This is a genomic window from uncultured Marinococcus sp., from assembly GCF_947493875.1.
GTDB lineage: Bacteria > Bacillota > Bacilli > Bacillales > Marinococcaceae > Marinococcus.
The window spans coordinates 17,315-34,242 of record NZ_CANLSU010000015.1 but is presented as its reverse complement, the minus strand read 5'-3'; the positions used below and the strand labels follow the sequence as shown (position 1 = coordinate 34,242).

Annotated in this window: 25 protein-coding genes and 1 pseudogene; 18 read left to right on the top strand and 8 right to left on the bottom strand. The window is 42.3% G+C overall.

All coding sequences use genetic code 11. The features are described from left to right. The first annotated feature begins 462 nt into the window (after nt 1-462). Nucleotides 463-675: a hypothetical protein gene (locus Q0757_RS16525; RefSeq protein WP_298789223.1), complete on the top strand. Its 213-nt coding sequence runs from the start codon at nt 463-465 to the stop codon at nt 673-675. Nucleotides 676-732: 57 nt separating this feature from the next. Further along, nucleotides 733-867 carry a hypothetical protein gene (locus tag Q0757_RS16520; RefSeq protein WP_298789222.1) on the top strand — a complete coding sequence of 45 codons (135 nt, stop codon included), beginning with the start codon at nt 733-735 and terminating at the stop codon, nt 865-867. 64 nt (nt 868-931) lie between these two features. On the opposite strand, the gene Q0757_RS16515 is transcribed toward Q0757_RS16520, so the two are convergent. The 6 genes from Q0757_RS16515 to Q0757_RS16490 form a co-directional block, all read right to left on the bottom strand. Then, nucleotides 932-1,378: a hypothetical protein gene (locus Q0757_RS16515; protein WP_298789221.1), complete on the bottom strand. Its 447-nt coding sequence runs from the start codon at nt 1,376-1,378 to the stop codon at nt 932-934. A 61-nt stretch (nt 1,379-1,439) separates the two neighbouring features. Further along, nucleotides 1,440-1,934, bottom strand: a complete 495-nt coding sequence (locus Q0757_RS16510; protein ID WP_298789220.1) for an AAA family ATPase — start codon at nt 1,932-1,934, stop codon at nt 1,440-1,442. Between the two features lie 444 nt (nt 1,935-2,378). After that, nucleotides 2,379-2,519, bottom strand: a complete 141-nt coding sequence (locus tag Q0757_RS16505) for a hypothetical protein (protein ID WP_298789219.1) — start codon at nt 2,517-2,519, stop codon at nt 2,379-2,381. Between the two features lie 265 nt (nt 2,520-2,784). Then, on the bottom strand, nt 2,785-3,135 hold the full coding sequence (locus Q0757_RS16500; protein WP_298789218.1) for a hypothetical protein: 351 nt from the start codon (nt 3,133-3,135) through the stop codon (nt 2,785-2,787). Nucleotides 3,136-3,161: 26 nt separating this feature from the next. Continuing rightward, nucleotides 3,162-4,004, bottom strand: coding sequence for a replication initiator protein A (locus Q0757_RS16495; protein ID WP_298789217.1), 843 nt, complete (start codon nt 4,002-4,004; stop codon nt 3,162-3,164). A gap of 260 nt (nt 4,005-4,264) precedes the next feature. Then, on the bottom strand, nt 4,265-4,840 hold the full coding sequence (locus Q0757_RS16490) for a hypothetical protein (protein ID WP_298789216.1): 576 nt from the start codon (nt 4,838-4,840) through the stop codon (nt 4,265-4,267). Nucleotides 4,841-5,175: 335 nt separating this feature from the next. Between Q0757_RS16490 and Q0757_RS16485 the strand changes: the two are divergent. The 10 genes and pseudogenes from Q0757_RS16485 to Q0757_RS16440 all read left to right on the top strand — a co-directional run. Beyond that, nucleotides 5,176-5,337, top strand: a pseudogene (locus Q0757_RS16485) (helix-turn-helix transcriptional regulator); the annotation flags it as partial. Nucleotides 5,338-6,504: 1,167 nt separating this feature from the next. Then, on the top strand, nt 6,505-6,996 hold the full coding sequence (locus Q0757_RS16480) for a helix-turn-helix transcriptional regulator (RefSeq protein ID WP_298789215.1): 492 nt from the start codon (nt 6,505-6,507) through the stop codon (nt 6,994-6,996). A gap of 24 nt (nt 6,997-7,020) precedes the next feature. Then, entirely contained in the window at nt 7,021-7,230 is a 210-nt protein-coding gene (locus Q0757_RS16475; RefSeq protein WP_298789214.1) for a hypothetical protein, read from the top strand. A gap of 434 nt (nt 7,231-7,664) precedes the next feature. Beyond that, nucleotides 7,665-8,129 carry a YtxH domain-containing protein gene (locus Q0757_RS16470; protein WP_298789213.1) on the top strand — a complete coding sequence of 155 codons (465 nt, stop codon included), beginning with the start codon at nt 7,665-7,667 and terminating at the stop codon, nt 8,127-8,129. Between the two features lie 40 nt (nt 8,130-8,169). Next, nucleotides 8,170-8,364, top strand: a complete 195-nt coding sequence (locus Q0757_RS16465) for a hypothetical protein (RefSeq protein ID WP_298789212.1) — start codon at nt 8,170-8,172, stop codon at nt 8,362-8,364. Nucleotides 8,365-8,369: 5 nt separating this feature from the next. Continuing rightward, nucleotides 8,370-8,690, top strand: a complete 321-nt coding sequence (locus Q0757_RS16460; protein ID WP_298789211.1) for a hypothetical protein — start codon at nt 8,370-8,372, stop codon at nt 8,688-8,690. A 185-nt stretch (nt 8,691-8,875) separates the two neighbouring features. Further along, nucleotides 8,876-9,253 carry a helix-turn-helix transcriptional regulator gene (locus tag Q0757_RS16455; protein WP_298789210.1) on the top strand — a complete coding sequence of 126 codons (378 nt, stop codon included), beginning with the start codon at nt 8,876-8,878 and terminating at the stop codon, nt 9,251-9,253. Between the two features lie 35 nt (nt 9,254-9,288). Next, nucleotides 9,289-9,720 (top strand): VOC family protein, encoded by a 432-nt coding sequence (locus Q0757_RS16450; protein WP_298789209.1) that lies wholly within the window; start codon nt 9,289-9,291, stop codon nt 9,718-9,720. Nucleotides 9,721-10,701: 981 nt separating this feature from the next. Beyond that, nucleotides 10,702-11,559 carry a YihY/virulence factor BrkB family protein gene (locus Q0757_RS16445; protein WP_298789208.1) on the top strand — a complete coding sequence of 286 codons (858 nt, stop codon included), beginning with the start codon at nt 10,702-10,704 and terminating at the stop codon, nt 11,557-11,559. Between the two features lie 36 nt (nt 11,560-11,595). Continuing rightward, nucleotides 11,596-11,769 carry a hypothetical protein gene (locus Q0757_RS16440; protein WP_298789207.1) on the top strand — a complete coding sequence of 58 codons (174 nt, stop codon included), beginning with the start codon at nt 11,596-11,598 and terminating at the stop codon, nt 11,767-11,769. Between the two features lie 3 nt (nt 11,770-11,772). Here Q0757_RS16440 and Q0757_RS16435 read toward each other — a convergent pair whose 3' ends face one another. Continuing rightward, nucleotides 11,773-12,246 carry a hypothetical protein gene (locus Q0757_RS16435; RefSeq protein WP_298789206.1) on the bottom strand — a complete coding sequence of 158 codons (474 nt, stop codon included), beginning with the start codon at nt 12,244-12,246 and terminating at the stop codon, nt 11,773-11,775. A 297-nt stretch (nt 12,247-12,543) separates the two neighbouring features. On the opposite strand from Q0757_RS16435, the gene Q0757_RS16430 reads away from it, so the two are divergent. From Q0757_RS16430 to Q0757_RS16420, 3 genes are all read left to right on the top strand, one after another. Further along, the gene (locus Q0757_RS16430; RefSeq protein WP_022794906.1) at nt 12,544-12,978 is read left to right on the top strand and encodes a DUF948 domain-containing protein; all 435 of its coding nucleotides are present in this window, start codon (nt 12,544-12,546) and stop codon (nt 12,976-12,978) included. Beyond that, nucleotides 12,978-13,505 carry a DUF948 domain-containing protein gene (locus Q0757_RS16425; RefSeq protein ID WP_298789205.1) on the top strand — a complete coding sequence of 176 codons (528 nt, stop codon included), beginning with the start codon at nt 12,978-12,980 and terminating at the stop codon, nt 13,503-13,505. The genes Q0757_RS16430 and Q0757_RS16425 overlap by 1 nt, the downstream gene beginning before the upstream one ends. Before the next feature lie 119 nt (nt 13,506-13,624). Continuing rightward, nucleotides 13,625-14,140, top strand: coding sequence for an SRPBCC domain-containing protein (locus Q0757_RS16420; RefSeq protein WP_298789204.1), 516 nt, complete (start codon nt 13,625-13,627; stop codon nt 14,138-14,140). Nucleotides 14,141-14,208: 68 nt separating this feature from the next. On the opposite strand, the gene Q0757_RS16415 is transcribed toward Q0757_RS16420, so the two are convergent. Further along, the gene (locus Q0757_RS16415; RefSeq protein ID WP_298789203.1) at nt 14,209-14,490 is read right to left on the bottom strand and encodes a hypothetical protein; all 282 of its coding nucleotides are present in this window, start codon (nt 14,488-14,490) and stop codon (nt 14,209-14,211) included. Between the two features lie 434 nt (nt 14,491-14,924). Between Q0757_RS16415 and Q0757_RS16410 the strand changes: the two genes are divergently transcribed. The 3 genes from Q0757_RS16410 (at nt 14,925) to Q0757_RS16400 (ending at nt 16,919) form a co-directional block, all read left to right on the top strand. Further along, nucleotides 14,925-15,212 (top strand): HPr family phosphocarrier protein, encoded by a 288-nt coding sequence (locus Q0757_RS16410; protein WP_298789202.1) that lies wholly within the window; start codon nt 14,925-14,927, stop codon nt 15,210-15,212. Nucleotides 15,213-15,667: 455 nt separating this feature from the next. After that, nucleotides 15,668-16,273: a recombinase family protein gene (locus Q0757_RS16405; RefSeq protein WP_298789201.1), complete on the top strand. Its 606-nt coding sequence runs from the start codon at nt 15,668-15,670 to the stop codon at nt 16,271-16,273. A gap of 22 nt (nt 16,274-16,295) precedes the next feature. Further along, entirely contained in the window at nt 16,296-16,919 is a 624-nt protein-coding gene (locus Q0757_RS16400) for a hypothetical protein (protein WP_298789200.1), read from the top strand. The last annotated feature ends 9 nt before the right edge of the window (nt 16,920-16,928 follow it).

Here is a 16,928-nt window from a genome sequence, read left to right as displayed (position 1 = left end):
ATATTGTACACAAAGCCGTGAACAAGCTGTACACAAATCTGTGACAAAATGCTTTTTTGGCGTACCCACGAAACGTCCGGCACTGCCGGACACCCCAGCTCGTCTGGGGTCAATTTTCCCTTATGCTCTTTCTGATTTTTAGCTTTTGCAGGTGGGCTGTTCTAAAGTGAGCTTGTTTCATGACAGGTAGGGTGTTTGATTTTTGCTGGTCTTCTTCCCAAATGGAACTGAGTGTGGATCATGAAACGAAGATTCACACTTGGAACGATTCCCTCTCACAATGGCAAATAACTGCCAGCTGGGACTCATTCCATGAAACATCATTCAAGGAAAGAACATCTCTATCTCAAACCCAAAGAAGGGTTGTTGTCGTTATTCGATCACTCGATCAGAGAACCATCTCTACATCACAATGAAAACAGGAGTGTTCTATCCATCGCTAAGAATAAGGAGGACGGAAACATGAAAACCCTTGGTCTCTTTGTCGGTCTTATGATTGTTAGTACCATAGCCTGTGTTGGCTTTCGCCTGTTGGGCAATACGATCACGGATACCCCTTTAGCTCATAATTTGGATTCATCGATCATCAGCGGGGTCATTCTAGGATTGTTAACCCCCATATGGTTACGGCAAAAGCGCCGGGAAGATCACAGCAACACGTCGATCGATGACTAGCGTTTCCGTTTAGACATCCAGATGGCGAACAACCTCCTCGCAAACGATTCATTTTGAATGGTTTCGAGTGAGCATGCGGGGAAGCCAAACCGTGGTCAGGAGGTACCCCATCGTTACACCGATAAATACACCGATAAACGACGGACCGTCCACGCGAAAGTCGTTCAGGATGAACGAAAAGCCGACGGCTAATCCGCCGCTTAGCATGGCCAACAGCCAAGACGTTATTGTTTTCCTTCTACTCCCTATCACGACCTCAGGATTCCTCAGAAGATCGTTGCTGCTTGGCGTTATCTTCTCGCAGCTTTTGAAGGGCCATTCGGTCGTTCACTTCTTCTTTTGCGGTCTGATACGGGGTCGACATCACTTCACTCGTCGGCATGATATCTCGAATACCGTTGTTCAACATGAGCCCATTCATCAGTTCCAGGAGCATTTGCGAATTTCGGTCCGTCCGATTCACCCCGACCTGCAGCTGCTTGAAATGCCATTGGAGTTCTTCTTGCACTTTTTCCTGCATGCTGTCCATCATCATGGACGTCCAATAGGCTTGTTCCGCTTGTCGTTCCTCTTCGTTTTTGTGTTCTTGCAGCAGGTGTTCAATGGTTTTGGTTAACGAGGATAAGCCTTTCGCTTCCTGTTGTTCTTTTACATAGGTGGCCGTATCTTCGGACAGTTTTAAACGTGTATCAATACGTTTCATGCGATCCTTCCTCCTTCTATTCGCCAAACACTTGAGTTAACCACATGCCATGGTCTCGTTTTCAATTAGTGCCCTTTACATCTGCCAGGATGTTGATCACTATCTCTTCTTCGGTGATATCTTTCGTCACGCGTTGTTCGTTTTCTAATCCAAGAAAATCCTGTTCGATGAACCATGATTTCATGCTGGCTTCCCCAAAGTCAGGCTGGGTTTTCGTCTGATGCCTCGCTACCGTTTCTTCGAAGGGCAAATCATAGTAATAAGCAATCACCTTTTCGGAAGCAGCTAACGTTTCTCTAAGCATCATTCCATACTTGTCTTCCGCTAATATGCCTTCAATAATCACATACGGACAATGACTCATGCCGTACTCGATCATCGCTTGTATTAATCCGATGGATAAGTTGTTGGGCCTGTCCTTGACTCCCAACATCTCCCGTCGAACGATGTCTTGCGAAACCAATAAACTTCCTGGACCTAATATGGTTTGGATTCGTTGGGCTACCGTCGTTTTTCCACTGCCCGAATTTCCACGTATTACAATGACCTTCGTCATGATTCTCCTCCCTGTTCCTCGTTTTAGGCGCATGAACACGTTCCAAACATGCTCAACAACCTCCCCATGATAAGCGAAGTACTTGTGCAGAAAAACTCCCTAACCTCTCTTTTGTTCGACGAAGAGGGAGATCAAACAAACGCTCTTTTTGCTCATGCCTCTGCATGATATGGCGATAGCAACCTGACGAAAGATGCCTCCTTTTCCAACTACCTACTGGTTATCAGCCATTCCAGTTGCAGGACACCTGCCCTGCAAGATCAAAATAGTTGCAAGAGCATAAGGGAAAAATGATATCACGTCGTTCTATCCCCGGCAGTGCCGGGTTTTTAGAGTGATATCGTCAAAAAGGCCATTTGTCACAGATTTGTGCACAGCTTGTTCACGGATCTGCGTACAAAAAAAGAGCATGTTCGACACTTTTGCGTACTAGTTTTGAACGGTTTATGGCCAGAAGCCGACCCAAATAGGCACGGATCCTGGCTCTTGGATCCCGGCAATCAGAACGTTCATCGTTCTTTTCCCGATCTCTTTCAACGGCATGGATGGAATACGATCACGAATTTTTCGAGAGCTGTTTTTCATTTTTTAAGCATATAGGCGATTCGTTGGTTCCCCCTATGCTGTGATGATGGGGACGAGATCCTTGCTGCAATCAGTGACGGTTGATCGATAAACAGAAGCTTCGGTGATGTTTCGATCGGTCGGATCCATACCACCCATCTTGAAAGGCTCTGAGAAGCCACAGGAACGTTTGGCTGTTCTTTCGTTTTTTAACATCTAAAAACAGGCAAATGAGGCTCATGCGCTTCCTGTGTTGGCTCTAAGAGGTACTCCTGACCAACGAGGCTTACGTTGCCTCGTTGCCAAAGGCCTTCCACAGTTTCGGGATCTTGTTGGCTTTGTGCGACGACACGACGTAATGGGTAAACGGCTGTTTGGTTTCCGGATCCTTATAGGTATTGATATCATACGTCTCGGTAGGAGCAGTAACCACAACTTCGGCAGCCCACTGCGCCCGTTTTTTCCCTTTGGATCGACGATCACTCACCGTAATTCCGGGAACCTGGCCCTCATTGACGATCAGGTACTGCATAGTGCCATTGGAAACAGCTTCGACCTTGACGCTAAAACCAATAGTGGTTAATTCTTTTTCCAATTGTTTTACACTTCGATTGATTTTGGAGATGGTTCCTGCCATCGATTTCTCCCTCCTCCATGGGTTTGTCAGCTATCCTGTAGCCAGTTATAGTTCAGCGGATGGTCAACTGGTAAATGCGGGTAAGGCTGATCAATCATATTTCGTTTTAAATGGTTCTTGTGTAAAGTATTCTCCAAACAACGACGGTAATATGCTGATAAATGACGCACTTGATTCTTGTTCGATTCGACTTCTTGACGAACTCGTTGAATGACAGCAAGAGATAACCCTTTTTGATGAAATTCTCGTTCTATTTGGTCGAATTCTTTTTCTTTTGAAAAGAAATTATTAGAAGAATATACATTGTTAACCTGTTTATTCTTGTTAACAAGAACTTCTTCAGTATCGTTTGATTCAGTATTACTAGATTCAGTATCGTTAGAGTCTCGTTTTGAAACTTCCGGATATTTCATTTTGAAACTTCCGGAAGTTTCATTTTGAAACTTCCCTACTGGCCCATGGGATTCAGTCTCTTCTTCAGATTGTGAATCCATATCGTCCATTTCATAAACATCTTCTTTACTGATTTCTGGCCATTTTAAATATATACGATTTGCTTTATTTTGGCCCATTCGTTTGGTATGTAATAAATCTAATTCTTTTAATTGTTTTTGTACGCGCTGCCATTTTGAAACCGAAACTCCCAAGCGTTTACAAATTTCTTCTTGGGTAAAAATAAAATATATATCACCATTATCATCAAACCATCCGTTTTTTTTGCTTAAAGTCCAACGATCTCTTAAGATTGCCCAGGCCATTTTTGCATCATTAGACATGTTCTGGTATTGGCCTTCACCAGTCAAAAATACTTTAGGTACTTGAACATGTTTCAGTTTATACTCTTCAAAAATATTTACAAATCTAGACATTAAAAAAACTCCCAACAATTAATTTTTGTTTGAGAGTTTCTCCTGCTTATAAATACATTATCCAAAAAATGTTATGTATAAATAGATGAACGTTTCCCTTGCATAGATAAGAGAATATGATACACTATTTACAAATCATATCTTTTCTGTTGGATTAGCAGGAAAAACTCTGAAACAGTCAGGTTGCCGCCTGGCTGTTTCGTCTGTATTAAGTACATTTTAGCGGAATGCCTAAAAATTAGCAAACCAAGTTTAAAGTTTTAATATCCAAATAGACGACTCCAAAATCCTTTTTTCTTTTCTCCAGTCTTTTCCTCTAAAGAAGTTGAATTTTGTTCTTCTTTCTCTTCCTCTTTTTGTTGTATCTCTTCTTCTAATTTTTCTTTTAACAATTTTTGCTCTTTTTGCTCATCTACATAATTTTTCAGATGCTCAATAGTTTCTTGTTGCTTTGTCATAAACTGTCTTTGTTCATGAATGACCTCATTTTGCTCTTTAAGCAAATTTTTTATGTCATCCATCTTGTCATTTAAGCTTTGCATATAATTCACAGGATCATTTATACTTAAATCACTTCTATGATTATTATAATCGCTTCCGTTTATGATAATTATAGAACGCTGCACTGCATCTTGGAGCTTTAATCCTTGTTCGTCTCGTAGCTCAATCATTTTTTTGAAAAGCTCAACGTCTTGTCTATTGAATACAATATAACTCTGCTTATTTCTATCAAATTTATGGCCATTCTCTTCGAATAAACCATAATATTTTCTGGCAGCTGATTCAGTTATATTTAATTCTTCTGCAAGATGCTTCAATCTATATTCGACTTCCATAATAATTATAAACCCCCGTTTTTATAATAATCATATAAGGATATTTTATGTCCATGGTTTAATAATATCACTGTATGATAATTATAAAAACCAATTTTTCATAACTTATTTGTATGATAATCATAAAAATGTTTTTTGGTGTTAATTATGATTATCATAGAAGCTTTAGCTTCCGATAAGGGCCGTTATGTTTATAAGATGAAAGCAAGGTATCCAGAGGCACCATCAGGTTGCTCTTGGATATGCGTATAGCTATCTTTACGTTAGTGGTTTATAAGAATAATATTGTAATCAACAAAAAGGAGGAACACACCCTATGTTTGGATGCGAATTAAAAAGAAGCAAAGGAGCAAAGAGGGCGGTCTCAGGAATATCTCGCGAAACAAATCTATGTTAGTCGTCAATCTATTTCAAAGTGGGAGACGGGTAAAAACTATCCGAGTATCGAAGTGCTCATCAGCCTAAGTGATTTATTCGGTATCACTGTCGATGAGTTATTCCTGGAAATGTTACGTATAAATATTATCGTATCCCGTTGGAAGTATTCATGGGTGGATATAGAGACTGATATTTTGTCTAGCTTAATTTGACGATTTAAATTAAAAAAAGAAAGTGCTTGAACACCACCGTTAGGCTAGTGCTAAAACCTCAGGGGTGTTTGTTTAAAACAAAACTGCTTCGGAAGCATAGAGATATACGACATTATATTCGTAGATCGACTATTAGCTTCCTTCTTCCTCTCAAATAGTCTACTCAACGACCGTTTTCTATAGCACCATGCCTCCATAGAAGGCAAAGTACTAGTCTTAATCTGACATTTGCTACTGCCTGCGGAAAAATCTTTCAGGCGGTTTTTTCTGTTATCTAAAAAACCGGTTTGCGATTTTATCATGATGATCGACTTGGCGGTATACGTGAGAGAAAGAACCTTGGATTTTTTTATCATGAGATAAAAGTTCTGATGATGATTATTTGATTCAAAATATGCAAAATTTCTAAGATTATAAGACGAAAAAATAGAAATAACAACGATTATCAAGCAATTGTTACCTTAAGAAACTTTGAGAAAGATATAAACGATGTATGCTTGTTATTTTATTGATTTGTATTCATTTGGAATATAGTAATGAATAAAAAATTAATATTTATGCAAAAACAAAAATGAAATAGGTTTTTATGTTCGTTAGAGAGAGTATATCAATTTATACTTGCGTAAATATAAGTTGATAGCTTTTCAATTCAAATAATGGAGAAAAATAAAGAAAAATAACGAAATTTGGAGATTGGCATTTTTTAGTGCTTGTTAAACTTTCTGCGGAGGTATACAAAAGCTGAAAGAAGGATGAACGACATGGCCGAATGGTCATACGCTTGATACGATAAATATCCATCGCGTTTTAGGAAAGAAGGACGGGCAATGGAACGTGATAGAACAATCAAAGGAGTTTGAGGGTATCGATGGAACAGAAATATCGGGAACGCTTGAATCATCAATTCGTCATGTGGCGGACGCATGGTAGACTGACGATGGGCACCACCACTCTTACCCGAGTGATCGACTATATTTTTATGGGGAACTTTGACCAAGCACTTCAGGAACTTCAGGGGTTTCGAAAACAGAGGGAAGACCCCACGGGGGACTCGCATACGTAGGTCACCAGTTGTTGTTCGAACAGTATCATCAACGTTTTATCGAAAAATATGGCTTTTCGTGGGATGTATGGATGTCGGTGGAAGCGAGGCGTGCCTGTCTCGAGGAACCCAACCATGGGGTGGATGAAAACTTTATTTTGCGTCGTTTTCAAGAGCATATCCAAACTCGTCCACAGGCCAAGACAGCGGCGGTTCATCTTCAAGGCGTGGACAATTACATTCAGCATCATTTAGAGCAAGATTTATCGCTTTGTCAATTAGCGCAGGTGGCTGGGATTTCCGAGGATCATTTATCTCGATTGATGCATCAAACGTGGGTTGTCGGGGTTCGCGGCTATATACAACAGCAGAGGCTTCGGCAGGTTAAAGTATGGTTAGAAACGACCAATGATTGTATTGATGCGATTGCCTGCCGATTACGTTTTCCCAATAGTAGCTATTTGGTCCGGCAGTTCAAAAAAACCTATGGTTGGACGCCGAACCAGTATCGGCAAAATCACTGATGGAAGAAATAAGGAGAGAATATGATGACAGAACTAAATGAGCCGTACATGGTTGTGATTCTGGATGCGGAGGGACAGGAAGTGAATGTCTTGACCAGAGAGATCCAGGAGCCCAGGGATTCTACAGCCAATATCGTCTCTTTTTCGACATATGAACAGGCTCAAATGTTTTATGATCAATGCAAACAGGAGTTTCCTGATTGTTCGATCAAAATTTTGCCCCGACGGATGTAAAAGAGAGGCTTTCATCGAGAATTGGGAGAGGTAATCAAACGAAGTTTTAATAGGATAAGGAGGCCGTAACCATCATGACTGTAAAGGAAAAAGGTTCGTTGATGAGTCTCACTGGCCATTTGCCATATATGAAAGAGGAAAAAGACCACGCGAAGCAATCTGCTTCATGCCATTGAATATAACGTATGGCGGGAGTAGAGAGAGGCATGGAGCAGGGTTGAAGATCCCCGTAAAGATACGTCTATCCAAGCAGCCATCAGGACTGTCAGCCATCATCAATCTTTGACAATCGCTGCCGTGGAAGAAATCATTTGTTATACCGAGCGAACGGTAAGGAAAGCCAAGAAGGTTTATCGTTTTAGAGAAATTCAGTCAACGAAAAGATATCGCGTCGAGGCTAGCAGAAAAGGATTATCATTTTAGGAGGAGATAACATGAACAATCAATCATTTTATACATTTATCGGTGGCGTGGCTACAGGGATTGTGATTGGGAGCATCACGGCTGCGCTGTTTGCACCCAAAAACGGACAGGAAACGAGAGATAGCATCGTCGTTAAAGGTCAGAAATGGCAGCAACAAGCTCAGGATACCAAGGAAGACGTTGCAGCCCGAGGAGGAGCACTAGCTGCTTCGATGAAAGACCGCAAAGAACGAGTATCGTCCACGATCCAAGATCAGGTCAAAGCCGTGAGTGATCGTGCAAAGCAGGCGATGGAAACGACCAATCAAGAGTGGCAAGCCTTGAAAGAGGAGTCGTTGCTGGCGGCCAGTAACGCACGCGAAGGGGTCCAAGAAGAAAAAGAACGGTTAAAACAAGATATCGATCAAGAAATTCAGGAAGCCAAACACGCTGCTTCTTCTCGTCCATCAGCGTCCTCGTCCACCGACGAATCCTAAGAAGGATTGGTGGCAGGTATAACATGGAAGAGGAAAGAGCATGATTACCCCTTTCTTCACAGCTGTTGTATCTGTTTCCGGACAACGGAACTATTCCCAAGAACTGTTCCATCATCAGAAAGTTCTGGGACATCAAAAATTCCAAGCATTAGGAGGAAGGAACCGCACAGGTTTTGCCCTTCCTCTTGATGTTGATGGCAAACGAAGCGTAACTATGAACGAAGAGGAGGCTTGAGCCTGATGGCTGTATTTGTGATTAATTTCGAAACTGATCCCTCCATGGCGGATCGGTTGCTGTTGAGTGAGACCGTCGAACAAACGTTTCCAAGCCATCTCCGGCTGACAAATAACTGCTATATGGTGGAAGCGGCACCAGGGGATCATCCACAGGATGTGTTGGAAGCCTTACAAGGTTCGCCCAACGAGAATGTTATTGCCCATCGGGTGGTGGTTCTTCGGTTAGACGATGCGCCACCATTGCATACCACCCTGGCATTTACCAATGCATATGTGTCCACCGCCGAAGGGAAGAATTTCATTCATCAACGAAAACAACGTTAACAGGCATGTGATGCCTGAACGCGCATAAAACACGATCGTAGAAAAAATAGCTGATTTCACGCCTCCTAACTATTCGAATCACTAAGAGTTGAACAGAAAGAAGATCGCCATGATAGGGGTTAGATCGTGATAAACAAGAATAGCAAAAGAAGGGTAACAAAATGTAAGCGGAAAGGAGAGGGAGTATGGAGCAAGAACAGCACCTTTTACATCACATTTATCCTCCGTTAATCGTGGAATTCATGAGTTATGTGGATGCGCATTTGACATCGTCGTTATCAGTGGATGAATTAGCCCGCGCATTACATGTTTCAAGCGACCGCTTAAGCGCCGAGGTGAACCATCATCTTCAACGGACTATTCCAACCTACATTATGCGACGGCGTGTTGAAGAGGCGGCTGTGATGCTGGCACAAACAGAAGAGTCTATTCGAGGAATTGCCGAACACTTTCAATTTACTCGTCAGCATTATTTTTCCACCGTGTTTCGTCAGCGGTTTCAATGCTCGCCGAGCGCGTATCGCCAACGGTATTGGGAAGCCCAGCATGAAGAGAATATCTAATAAAAAGAAACAGAGAAGAACAGGAGAAAGCATGAATGGATCATGGAAAGGATGGCTATCGCATGCATTTTCACTCCTTTCAATTACTTGTCACCAATTATGAGGAATGTATTCATTTTTACCATGACGTCTTAGCCTTGCCTTTCGTTTCGTCAACCGCTCTGAAAGGCAGTGGAGACGTCGTTTTTGAGCTGAGTCAGCACCAGTGGCTGATCATACGGCCTAAGGCCTCCATGGCGAAAGCGATTGGCACCGGTGATTTAAGTGAGCTTCCGGAGATGCAGGATGGTTTTGCATTCACTTTTCATGTTCGAAAATTGGAAACAACCATCGAACACATTCGTTGGCACGGTGGAGCCTGTAGTCGTATTCAAGCAGATTCAACGGGCCGAAGGCGAATGGTTTATTTACGGGATCCTGATGGGAATTTGATTGAACTTATTGATTTTCGACGCCGAGGCTCCTGATAGATTGCACGGAGATTTATTGCTTTTAGAGAAGATGTTTAATACGAAGTTGATATACAAAAAGCGCCCTGGGTGCCGGGCGCTTTTTGTTAAATGAAAAAGGGGGAGGAAAACACCTCTCATGAAGGCGTTCCTCTTTCACCATAGTAAGGAAGAAACACTAACAAAGCAACCGGACAAAGGTTTGAAATATACGGAAAAAATCTTTCCATAACCTCTATTGGGAATAGATCAATGTGGAAGGTTACCCTTATTGTTTGATCATAAGACGAATAGGTGGAGACATTTAATAAGAACCGACGGCTAAAAGAACCAGAATGAAAAAGATGCTTAAAGCGAGAGTGAACAAAACATATCGTGTGCATTGTTTCCACATGCTATCCCTCCTCGACAAGCATTACTTGAATTGGGAATCCACATCTACCTCTATGGATCAAGAAATATGTTTTTCCTGTGCGGACAATTCATGGATAATATTTAACGATGGATTATTGTCATTAAGACGTTTATAACCTGAGCATATCGTATATATAAAGGTGGTGAAAGCATTTAATAGTTTAATGTTGGTAAATTATTGTTTATGTGAAAAATACATTATGTGATAAAAAATCTCCCTTGGTGAAAACCAAGAGAGTGTGCAGGGTTCATAAAGATAGGGAGACCTTCATCCTGACCCAATGGTGGCTCGGGGACCCTGCAAATATATCATTGCCATATTGTTCAACAAATAAACCAAAAATACGGGGTTCGGTGTTTAATATCCCGACTGAACAGGTACAATCTTTAAAATAAGTATTTTATTGGTATATTTTTTTATACCAGGAAGAAGGGGGAGGAGGACGTGTATGCAGCAGCCGTTGTTTTATTGTTGAGTGGCATCATACTGGCGAGTATCGGTCTTTATATTGCAGTGAAATACAGTGATTAGAGAGCCTGTAAGAAAAGGAATCTAATCATACCTTACAGCGGAAAGGTGACAACATGAAAAAAGTAAAAACATATATCACGGATCTCATGAATGAATTCAAAGAAGACCAAGTGCCTTTACTGGCAGCGGCTCAAGCCTACTATTATATCTTATCAGTGTTTCCCTTATTGATTTTTGCGTTAACCATCCTTCCGTTTTTGAATTTGGACCCCAACATGGTAATGAATTTTATCACGCGATCCGTGCCTCCGGATACGGCGGCGTTATTTGAAGAGAATATTACCACGTTGGTGCAGGAACCTCAGGGAATTTTGTTCGTGGTCAGTTTATTGGGCGCTTTATGGTCGGCCTCCAATGGGATTAATGCTTTTATCAAATCGTCCAATGAAGCCTATGATGTGGAAGAAACCCGTTCGTTTATCAAAGTACGGCTGTTGGCGATTGCGTTGACCTTTAGTATGGTCCTTACGCTAATTATAGCCATTGTCCTGCCCATGTTTGGGAACGTCTTGATCTCGTTTCTTACTTCGTTGTTAAGCTTACCGCCACAAACGGAATTATTATTCCAGGTCCTTCGTTGGGCGATTGGGATCACCGTCATGACAGCGATGTTGCTGCTGTTGTATCGATTTGCGCCAAACAAAACATTAAAATGGAAAGAAATTTTAGTGGGCGCTTTAACAGCAGCCTTGTTATGGCAGGTAGTTTCCCTTGGATTTTCGTTTTACGTCAGCAATTTTGGCAGTTATTCGGCGACCTACGGAAGCCTCGGTGGCGTGATTATTCTATTACTGTGGTTTTTCCTTACCGGACTGGTACTGATGATCGGAGCCGAAATGAACGTGATTATTCACCGCCGAAAAACGAAACGAGCCAACCAACAAAACAACACAGAAAAAGAAGCTACATGATCATCATGTAGCTTTGCCATCGAAAGGAGAGGCCCGTTGCTTGCTTCCTGGATCTTTATATTGAGTATCATGCTGTTGACGCTTATGATTTTAGCGTATGAAACCCGGGACTATGCCTGGACCGTAGAGGCCAAACGATTATTAGGAACGATCATGATATTGATCACCATCTTATTACTGATGAGCATTGGCTTATTGGCTTATGAATAGCACTTACGGGGTATTCGACGGCCCACGGGAATGAGCGTTGGACGAAGATTCATGGTCCTGGAATCCCTGACGCGCTTCTTCTTTGGCTTGTTGGGCTTCCTCGACGGCTTCTTTTCCTTGCTCCTGAGCAACGTCCTGCAATTCTTCGCCGGCCTCTTTGGCCGTTTCAACGATCTCCTGAGATTCTTGTTTGACGGTTTGCAATTGGTTAAGCAAATCTCGACCATAACGGTCATAGATGGTTTGGAGCTGCGTTACCACGCTTTGAATCAACGACCAGGAACGTTGAAGGCGGGTTTTGACTTCTTCCGTGTCGATTTGTTCTTGGGCCTGTTGCAAGCGTTCTTGAACATTCGTGCTTGCATTGTTCGTCTTGTTTTTGGACGAGGAACGGGTGGCCCACCACGCGATGCCGCTTCCAATTACCGCCGTGGATAAAAGAATCGTAGGGACGAGGGCTTTGTTTGATGTGCTCATGCACGATCACTCCTTTAAAAGAATAGGATTAACACGTTTTCGGTGTTGGTCATCGTCCGAGAAGCCGGCGTGTTTTCGATGATAGTTATACTTATTGCCCGCCCTTCCCTTATTCAAACATTTGAATGTATAACATCAATCATAAGTACTGTGTCTTGTTTGAATGGATGAACGGGGTGGTAGGTGTTAGAAATAAGTCGTTCATGAAGATCGATACCAAAGCGAACGTAGGATTCAAGTCCTTCGCTTTTCGAAGGACTTTTGATATAGATAAATGAAACAAGGAGGTTAAGATTTATGTCATTAGCAGGTCTTGGTTTATTGATCATTGCCGTGGCGTTTTTGCTTATTGCCATTTTCGTCGTGATTACATTAAAAGCGGTGACGAGCACCATGAAGAGCTTATCCACCACGGCCGATCAATTTCAGCAGCAAATTCAGGGGATTACCACGGAATCTGAAAATGTGCTAAAGGAAACCAATGAAATCACGCAGCATCTGAATGAGCAGTCGGAATCGTTTAGCGAACTGGCGGACTCGTTACGGAATGTTAGTACAACGGTTAATAATATCAATAGTTCGTTGGAAGGGATGTCGGAAGACGCCGCTCGAGCCTACGAGCAGCCGAATCCCCAAGCGATTCGCTGGATCCAGTGGGGAGACGCTGCGATGGAAATGTTTCGTCGGGGGAAAGCTAAACAACAAACATCGAAATCAAGGGGGAATCAGTAATGGATTTGGTTGGTATTGGCGTTTTGATCATGGGCCTGGCCTTTGCGGTCGTTGCCATCTTTTTAGTGAAAGCATTGAATAATCTGGCCAAGGTACTCGGTGGGGTTAATGAAACGGTTCAAGAGCTGCCGGAACAGTTGGACGGGGTGATGAAAGAAACATCGGTCGTGCTGAACAACAGCAATGAAACACTGGCGGATGTGAATGAAAAAATTCATGCGTTGAGCCCGTTATTTTACATTATCGGTGACATCGGCGAATCGTCTCGGCAATTAACCTCTTCCTTGGTCCACGCGACAGAGACCATGCGTGAGCGGCAGGATCCGGAAGGTAAAAGCAAATTAAGTAACGAGCAGGTGCGCGGAGCGTACAGTGCGGTATCGACGATCTATTACTTTCTCCAGAAACGAAAAGCGATTCAGGAAGCTCGAAAACAGCGTCAGGAAACTTCTTCCAGCGCGGCGCCGGGGAGTACCGTTGATCATCCACCACAACAAACGGAAGATACGCTCCCTAAAAATCCATAATGATTTGACAGAGATCATTACCTGATCGTTGAAGATCAACCATGAACGAGTGCCAATACGCCTAGGCAGGCATTGGTGCTCGTTTTATATCCCAAAAGAAACCAAGGAGGCATGCCGAAATGACGAAGCCCGAACCAATCTCCCATGCATTGACCTTTTCCTCCACCTTCTCGTGCCCGGCGGTGGTGTTGTTTGATGTGTGGACCAGTCACCAGCATTTTGCGCATTGGTGGCCCAACGACCACGCTTGTATGTATGTCTGCGAATCCGTACTTGCCCCGCAGGGGAAGGTCCTGTTTCAGCAGGTGGCACCAGAAGGGTATGACGTTTGGGAAACCTTGACCTACCATGAAGTGAAAGAACCTGATTCGATTACTTATACGAAGAGCTTTTCTTCTCCCGAAGGAGAGGCGCTTGTGCTGCCATGGATGTCTTCCTTCCCTTTAGAAGTATGGCATAAAGTGACCTTTCAAGAGGAAGGATCGGCCACCATATTAACGATTGAAGAAGCGCCGTATCGCGCCACGGAAGCGGAAAATCAAGCATTTTGGTTTTTGCGAGAAGCCATTCTTACCGTGTTGAAGAGGAAGATGGAACGGTTGGAGGAATATGTCGCGAAGCTTCCGAAGGAGTAAAGAAAAGAGCCGGATTCAAAAGGGAGAAAAAAAGTGCTTCCTATCGAGGCAGGAAGCGGTTCGCATGGTTAATCGCTCATGGAAGGACGAGATGTTTCTCGAATCCAGAGAAGCAATGTTTGTTGAATGTGTCGAAGACGGGTATGGATGGATGAAATGGGTTGATCGAAACGTAAAGCAAACACCGATAGTAATTGCCCGTAAGAAAGGTGACGTAGCAATGGATTCCGGCTATCCTGAAACCATTGCTGCCATAACGTGTAGTCATCGGGGGAGAGATAGATGGCCGCGTGCCATTCTTCCAGGGTTACGAAGAAGTCTTCTTGTTCGAGTTCCCGGTGGTGATTCATACGTCTTCCTCCTTTCACATGTATGTTTATCATCATTAAGATGAATATACATACTATATATGTACCCCGGAAATAAAGGAGAGAAACACCGAAAATACCATGGAGCCGTTGGCCGTTTCATCGCCAGAGAAAAAAGAATAGATGGTTATGGAAGAAAAAAGGATCGTCTGTGCAAGGGGGGAGATAATGGTATATGTATTTTTCATGAGCATCGCGGCCCTTATGGTTTTATTGCTTATTAATGGGTATCGAAACAAACAGTGGCCTCGCGCATCTGCGGCCATGTTGTGGATAGCTATTGGGGCATGTTTAGTAGCCGCGCTGCTCGTTGTGATTTGGAGTAACGAATAATGTTCAGTCCCAAGAAGAAAGGTTTTTTATCAAGGAGAAAAAGCCAACCATGAGTGATACCGTAAAGGATGGAGAGGATGAATATGAAACAGCATTCCGTCAGGATTAATTTGGAGGAAGGATTGCAGGCGAGAAATACCACTGCTTTAGTACGTCATGCCCTTGGTTATGATTGCGACATCATGGTTGGGAAGGAGGACCGCTGGGTTGACGGGAAAAGTCTGATGGGAATGATGAATTTGCATGGTCGAAAACACGAATGGTTGACGTTAGTGACGGACGGCAAAGAGGAAGCAACAGCCATGGATGCTTTAACAGCGTTTTTAACAACCGCTTCCTCCCCAAAGACAGGCTATAGTGGTTCTTCCTAATGCGTTTTCTGTGCGCTTTACGATGAATAAAATGAACGTATTCAACAATATTTCCCGCCCTTAACCGATGCAGGTATTCATCGTAAAAATATTTATATCTTGAATTATGATGACGATCGTACGCAACGCATTGCTGGAAACGTGAAAGCTAATGAAGCCTTAGACGACCAGATAGTTTTTATATTTGAACAAAATTTCAAACACCATACTTTTTTTTCAAAAATTCGTTTACAATTATAGGATTTCTAATGAGTTTACATTTTTATTTCCATAATTTATTATATCAAAAAGTACACGTTTTGATACATACGAGAAGCCTGGTCAAACCCAGGCTTTTTTCCTTTCAAAATACCTAGAAAACAGTTTTGGCATGTGCCATAATGAACAGAGAGGTTATGGGCTTATTTTTAGTCTCAATTTCCTTTTTCATCCATTTAAAAAAGGGGTACATCGATATGGAATATCGGAATTATGGATACATCCGCGTGAGCAGCAAAGATCAGAATGAAAGTAGGCAACTAGCTTCGATGCGTGAAGCAGGAATACTGGAACGGGATATTTTTATCGATCGGGCCAGTGGCAAAAACTTTCAACGGGACCAGTATCAACTGTTAAAACGAATCCTGCGAAAAGGAGACGTACTGTACATTCATTCGCTGGATCGGTTTGGCCGGAACAAGGAAGAAATTCTGCAGGAATGGAACGAAATAACGAAAACGATCCAGTGTGATATTGTGGTGCTGGATATGCCCCTGCTGAACACGAAAGAGCAGGACGACACCATGAAGACGTTTATTGTGGATCTAGTACTGCAAATCCTGTCTTGGATGGCGGAAGAAGAACGGACACGTATTCGGACCCGGCAGCGAGAAGGCATCGATGCCGCCCAGGGGCAGGGCGTGAAGTTTGGCCGACCGGAAACGCCGATCACCGAAGCATTTGAAGAAGCTTATCAGGAATGGAAAGCAGGGGAAATTAAAGCTGTGGATGCCATGCGGCGATTAGAGCTGTCGAACAGTACGTTTTACCGATTAGTGAAAAGGTATGAGAAAATCAAATGAAGAATAGGAGAAATATTATAACATGAGTATTATACCTTTATTAACATTCATTTTTTTACTTCCAGGGTATCTAACTCTTAAAGTAATCGCCTCCTATGCCGAACAATTTGGGAGCAAATTTACTACTATTGATAAAGCACTAGTTTCATTGCTATTTGACGTAGTTATTTTTGCAATTATACTATTCATATCTAAATGCACAGGTTTATTTTCAAGTTTGATTACTGTTCGTAGCATCGAAAGTTTTTATAGTAATGCTTATAATTTTCTCCTTTTAGTAATTCTCTTATTTGTTATCGCTTATATTCTTGGACTAATATCAGTGAAAATTATAGGTTCTTTAGGTGGTATATACGGAAATACTTACTTTAAAACATATTGGAACGACGAGATTGTTAAACCTAATTCTACTGCACCAGTAAGAGTGTATAACTTAAGTAACAATACAGAAAAACCTATTATGGAAGGATTTATTCATCAGCTATCTCTTACTAATGATTTCGATAATTTAGAAGTTATTGTTAAAGATACTGAAATTTTTCAGGAAGGAAGGCGGCTTAAATTAATAAGTTTGAAACCTAAGTATGTTTATTATAGCCCTTCTGGTGATATAATGATTGAAATATTCGAAGAAATTAATGCATGAATTAGGGGG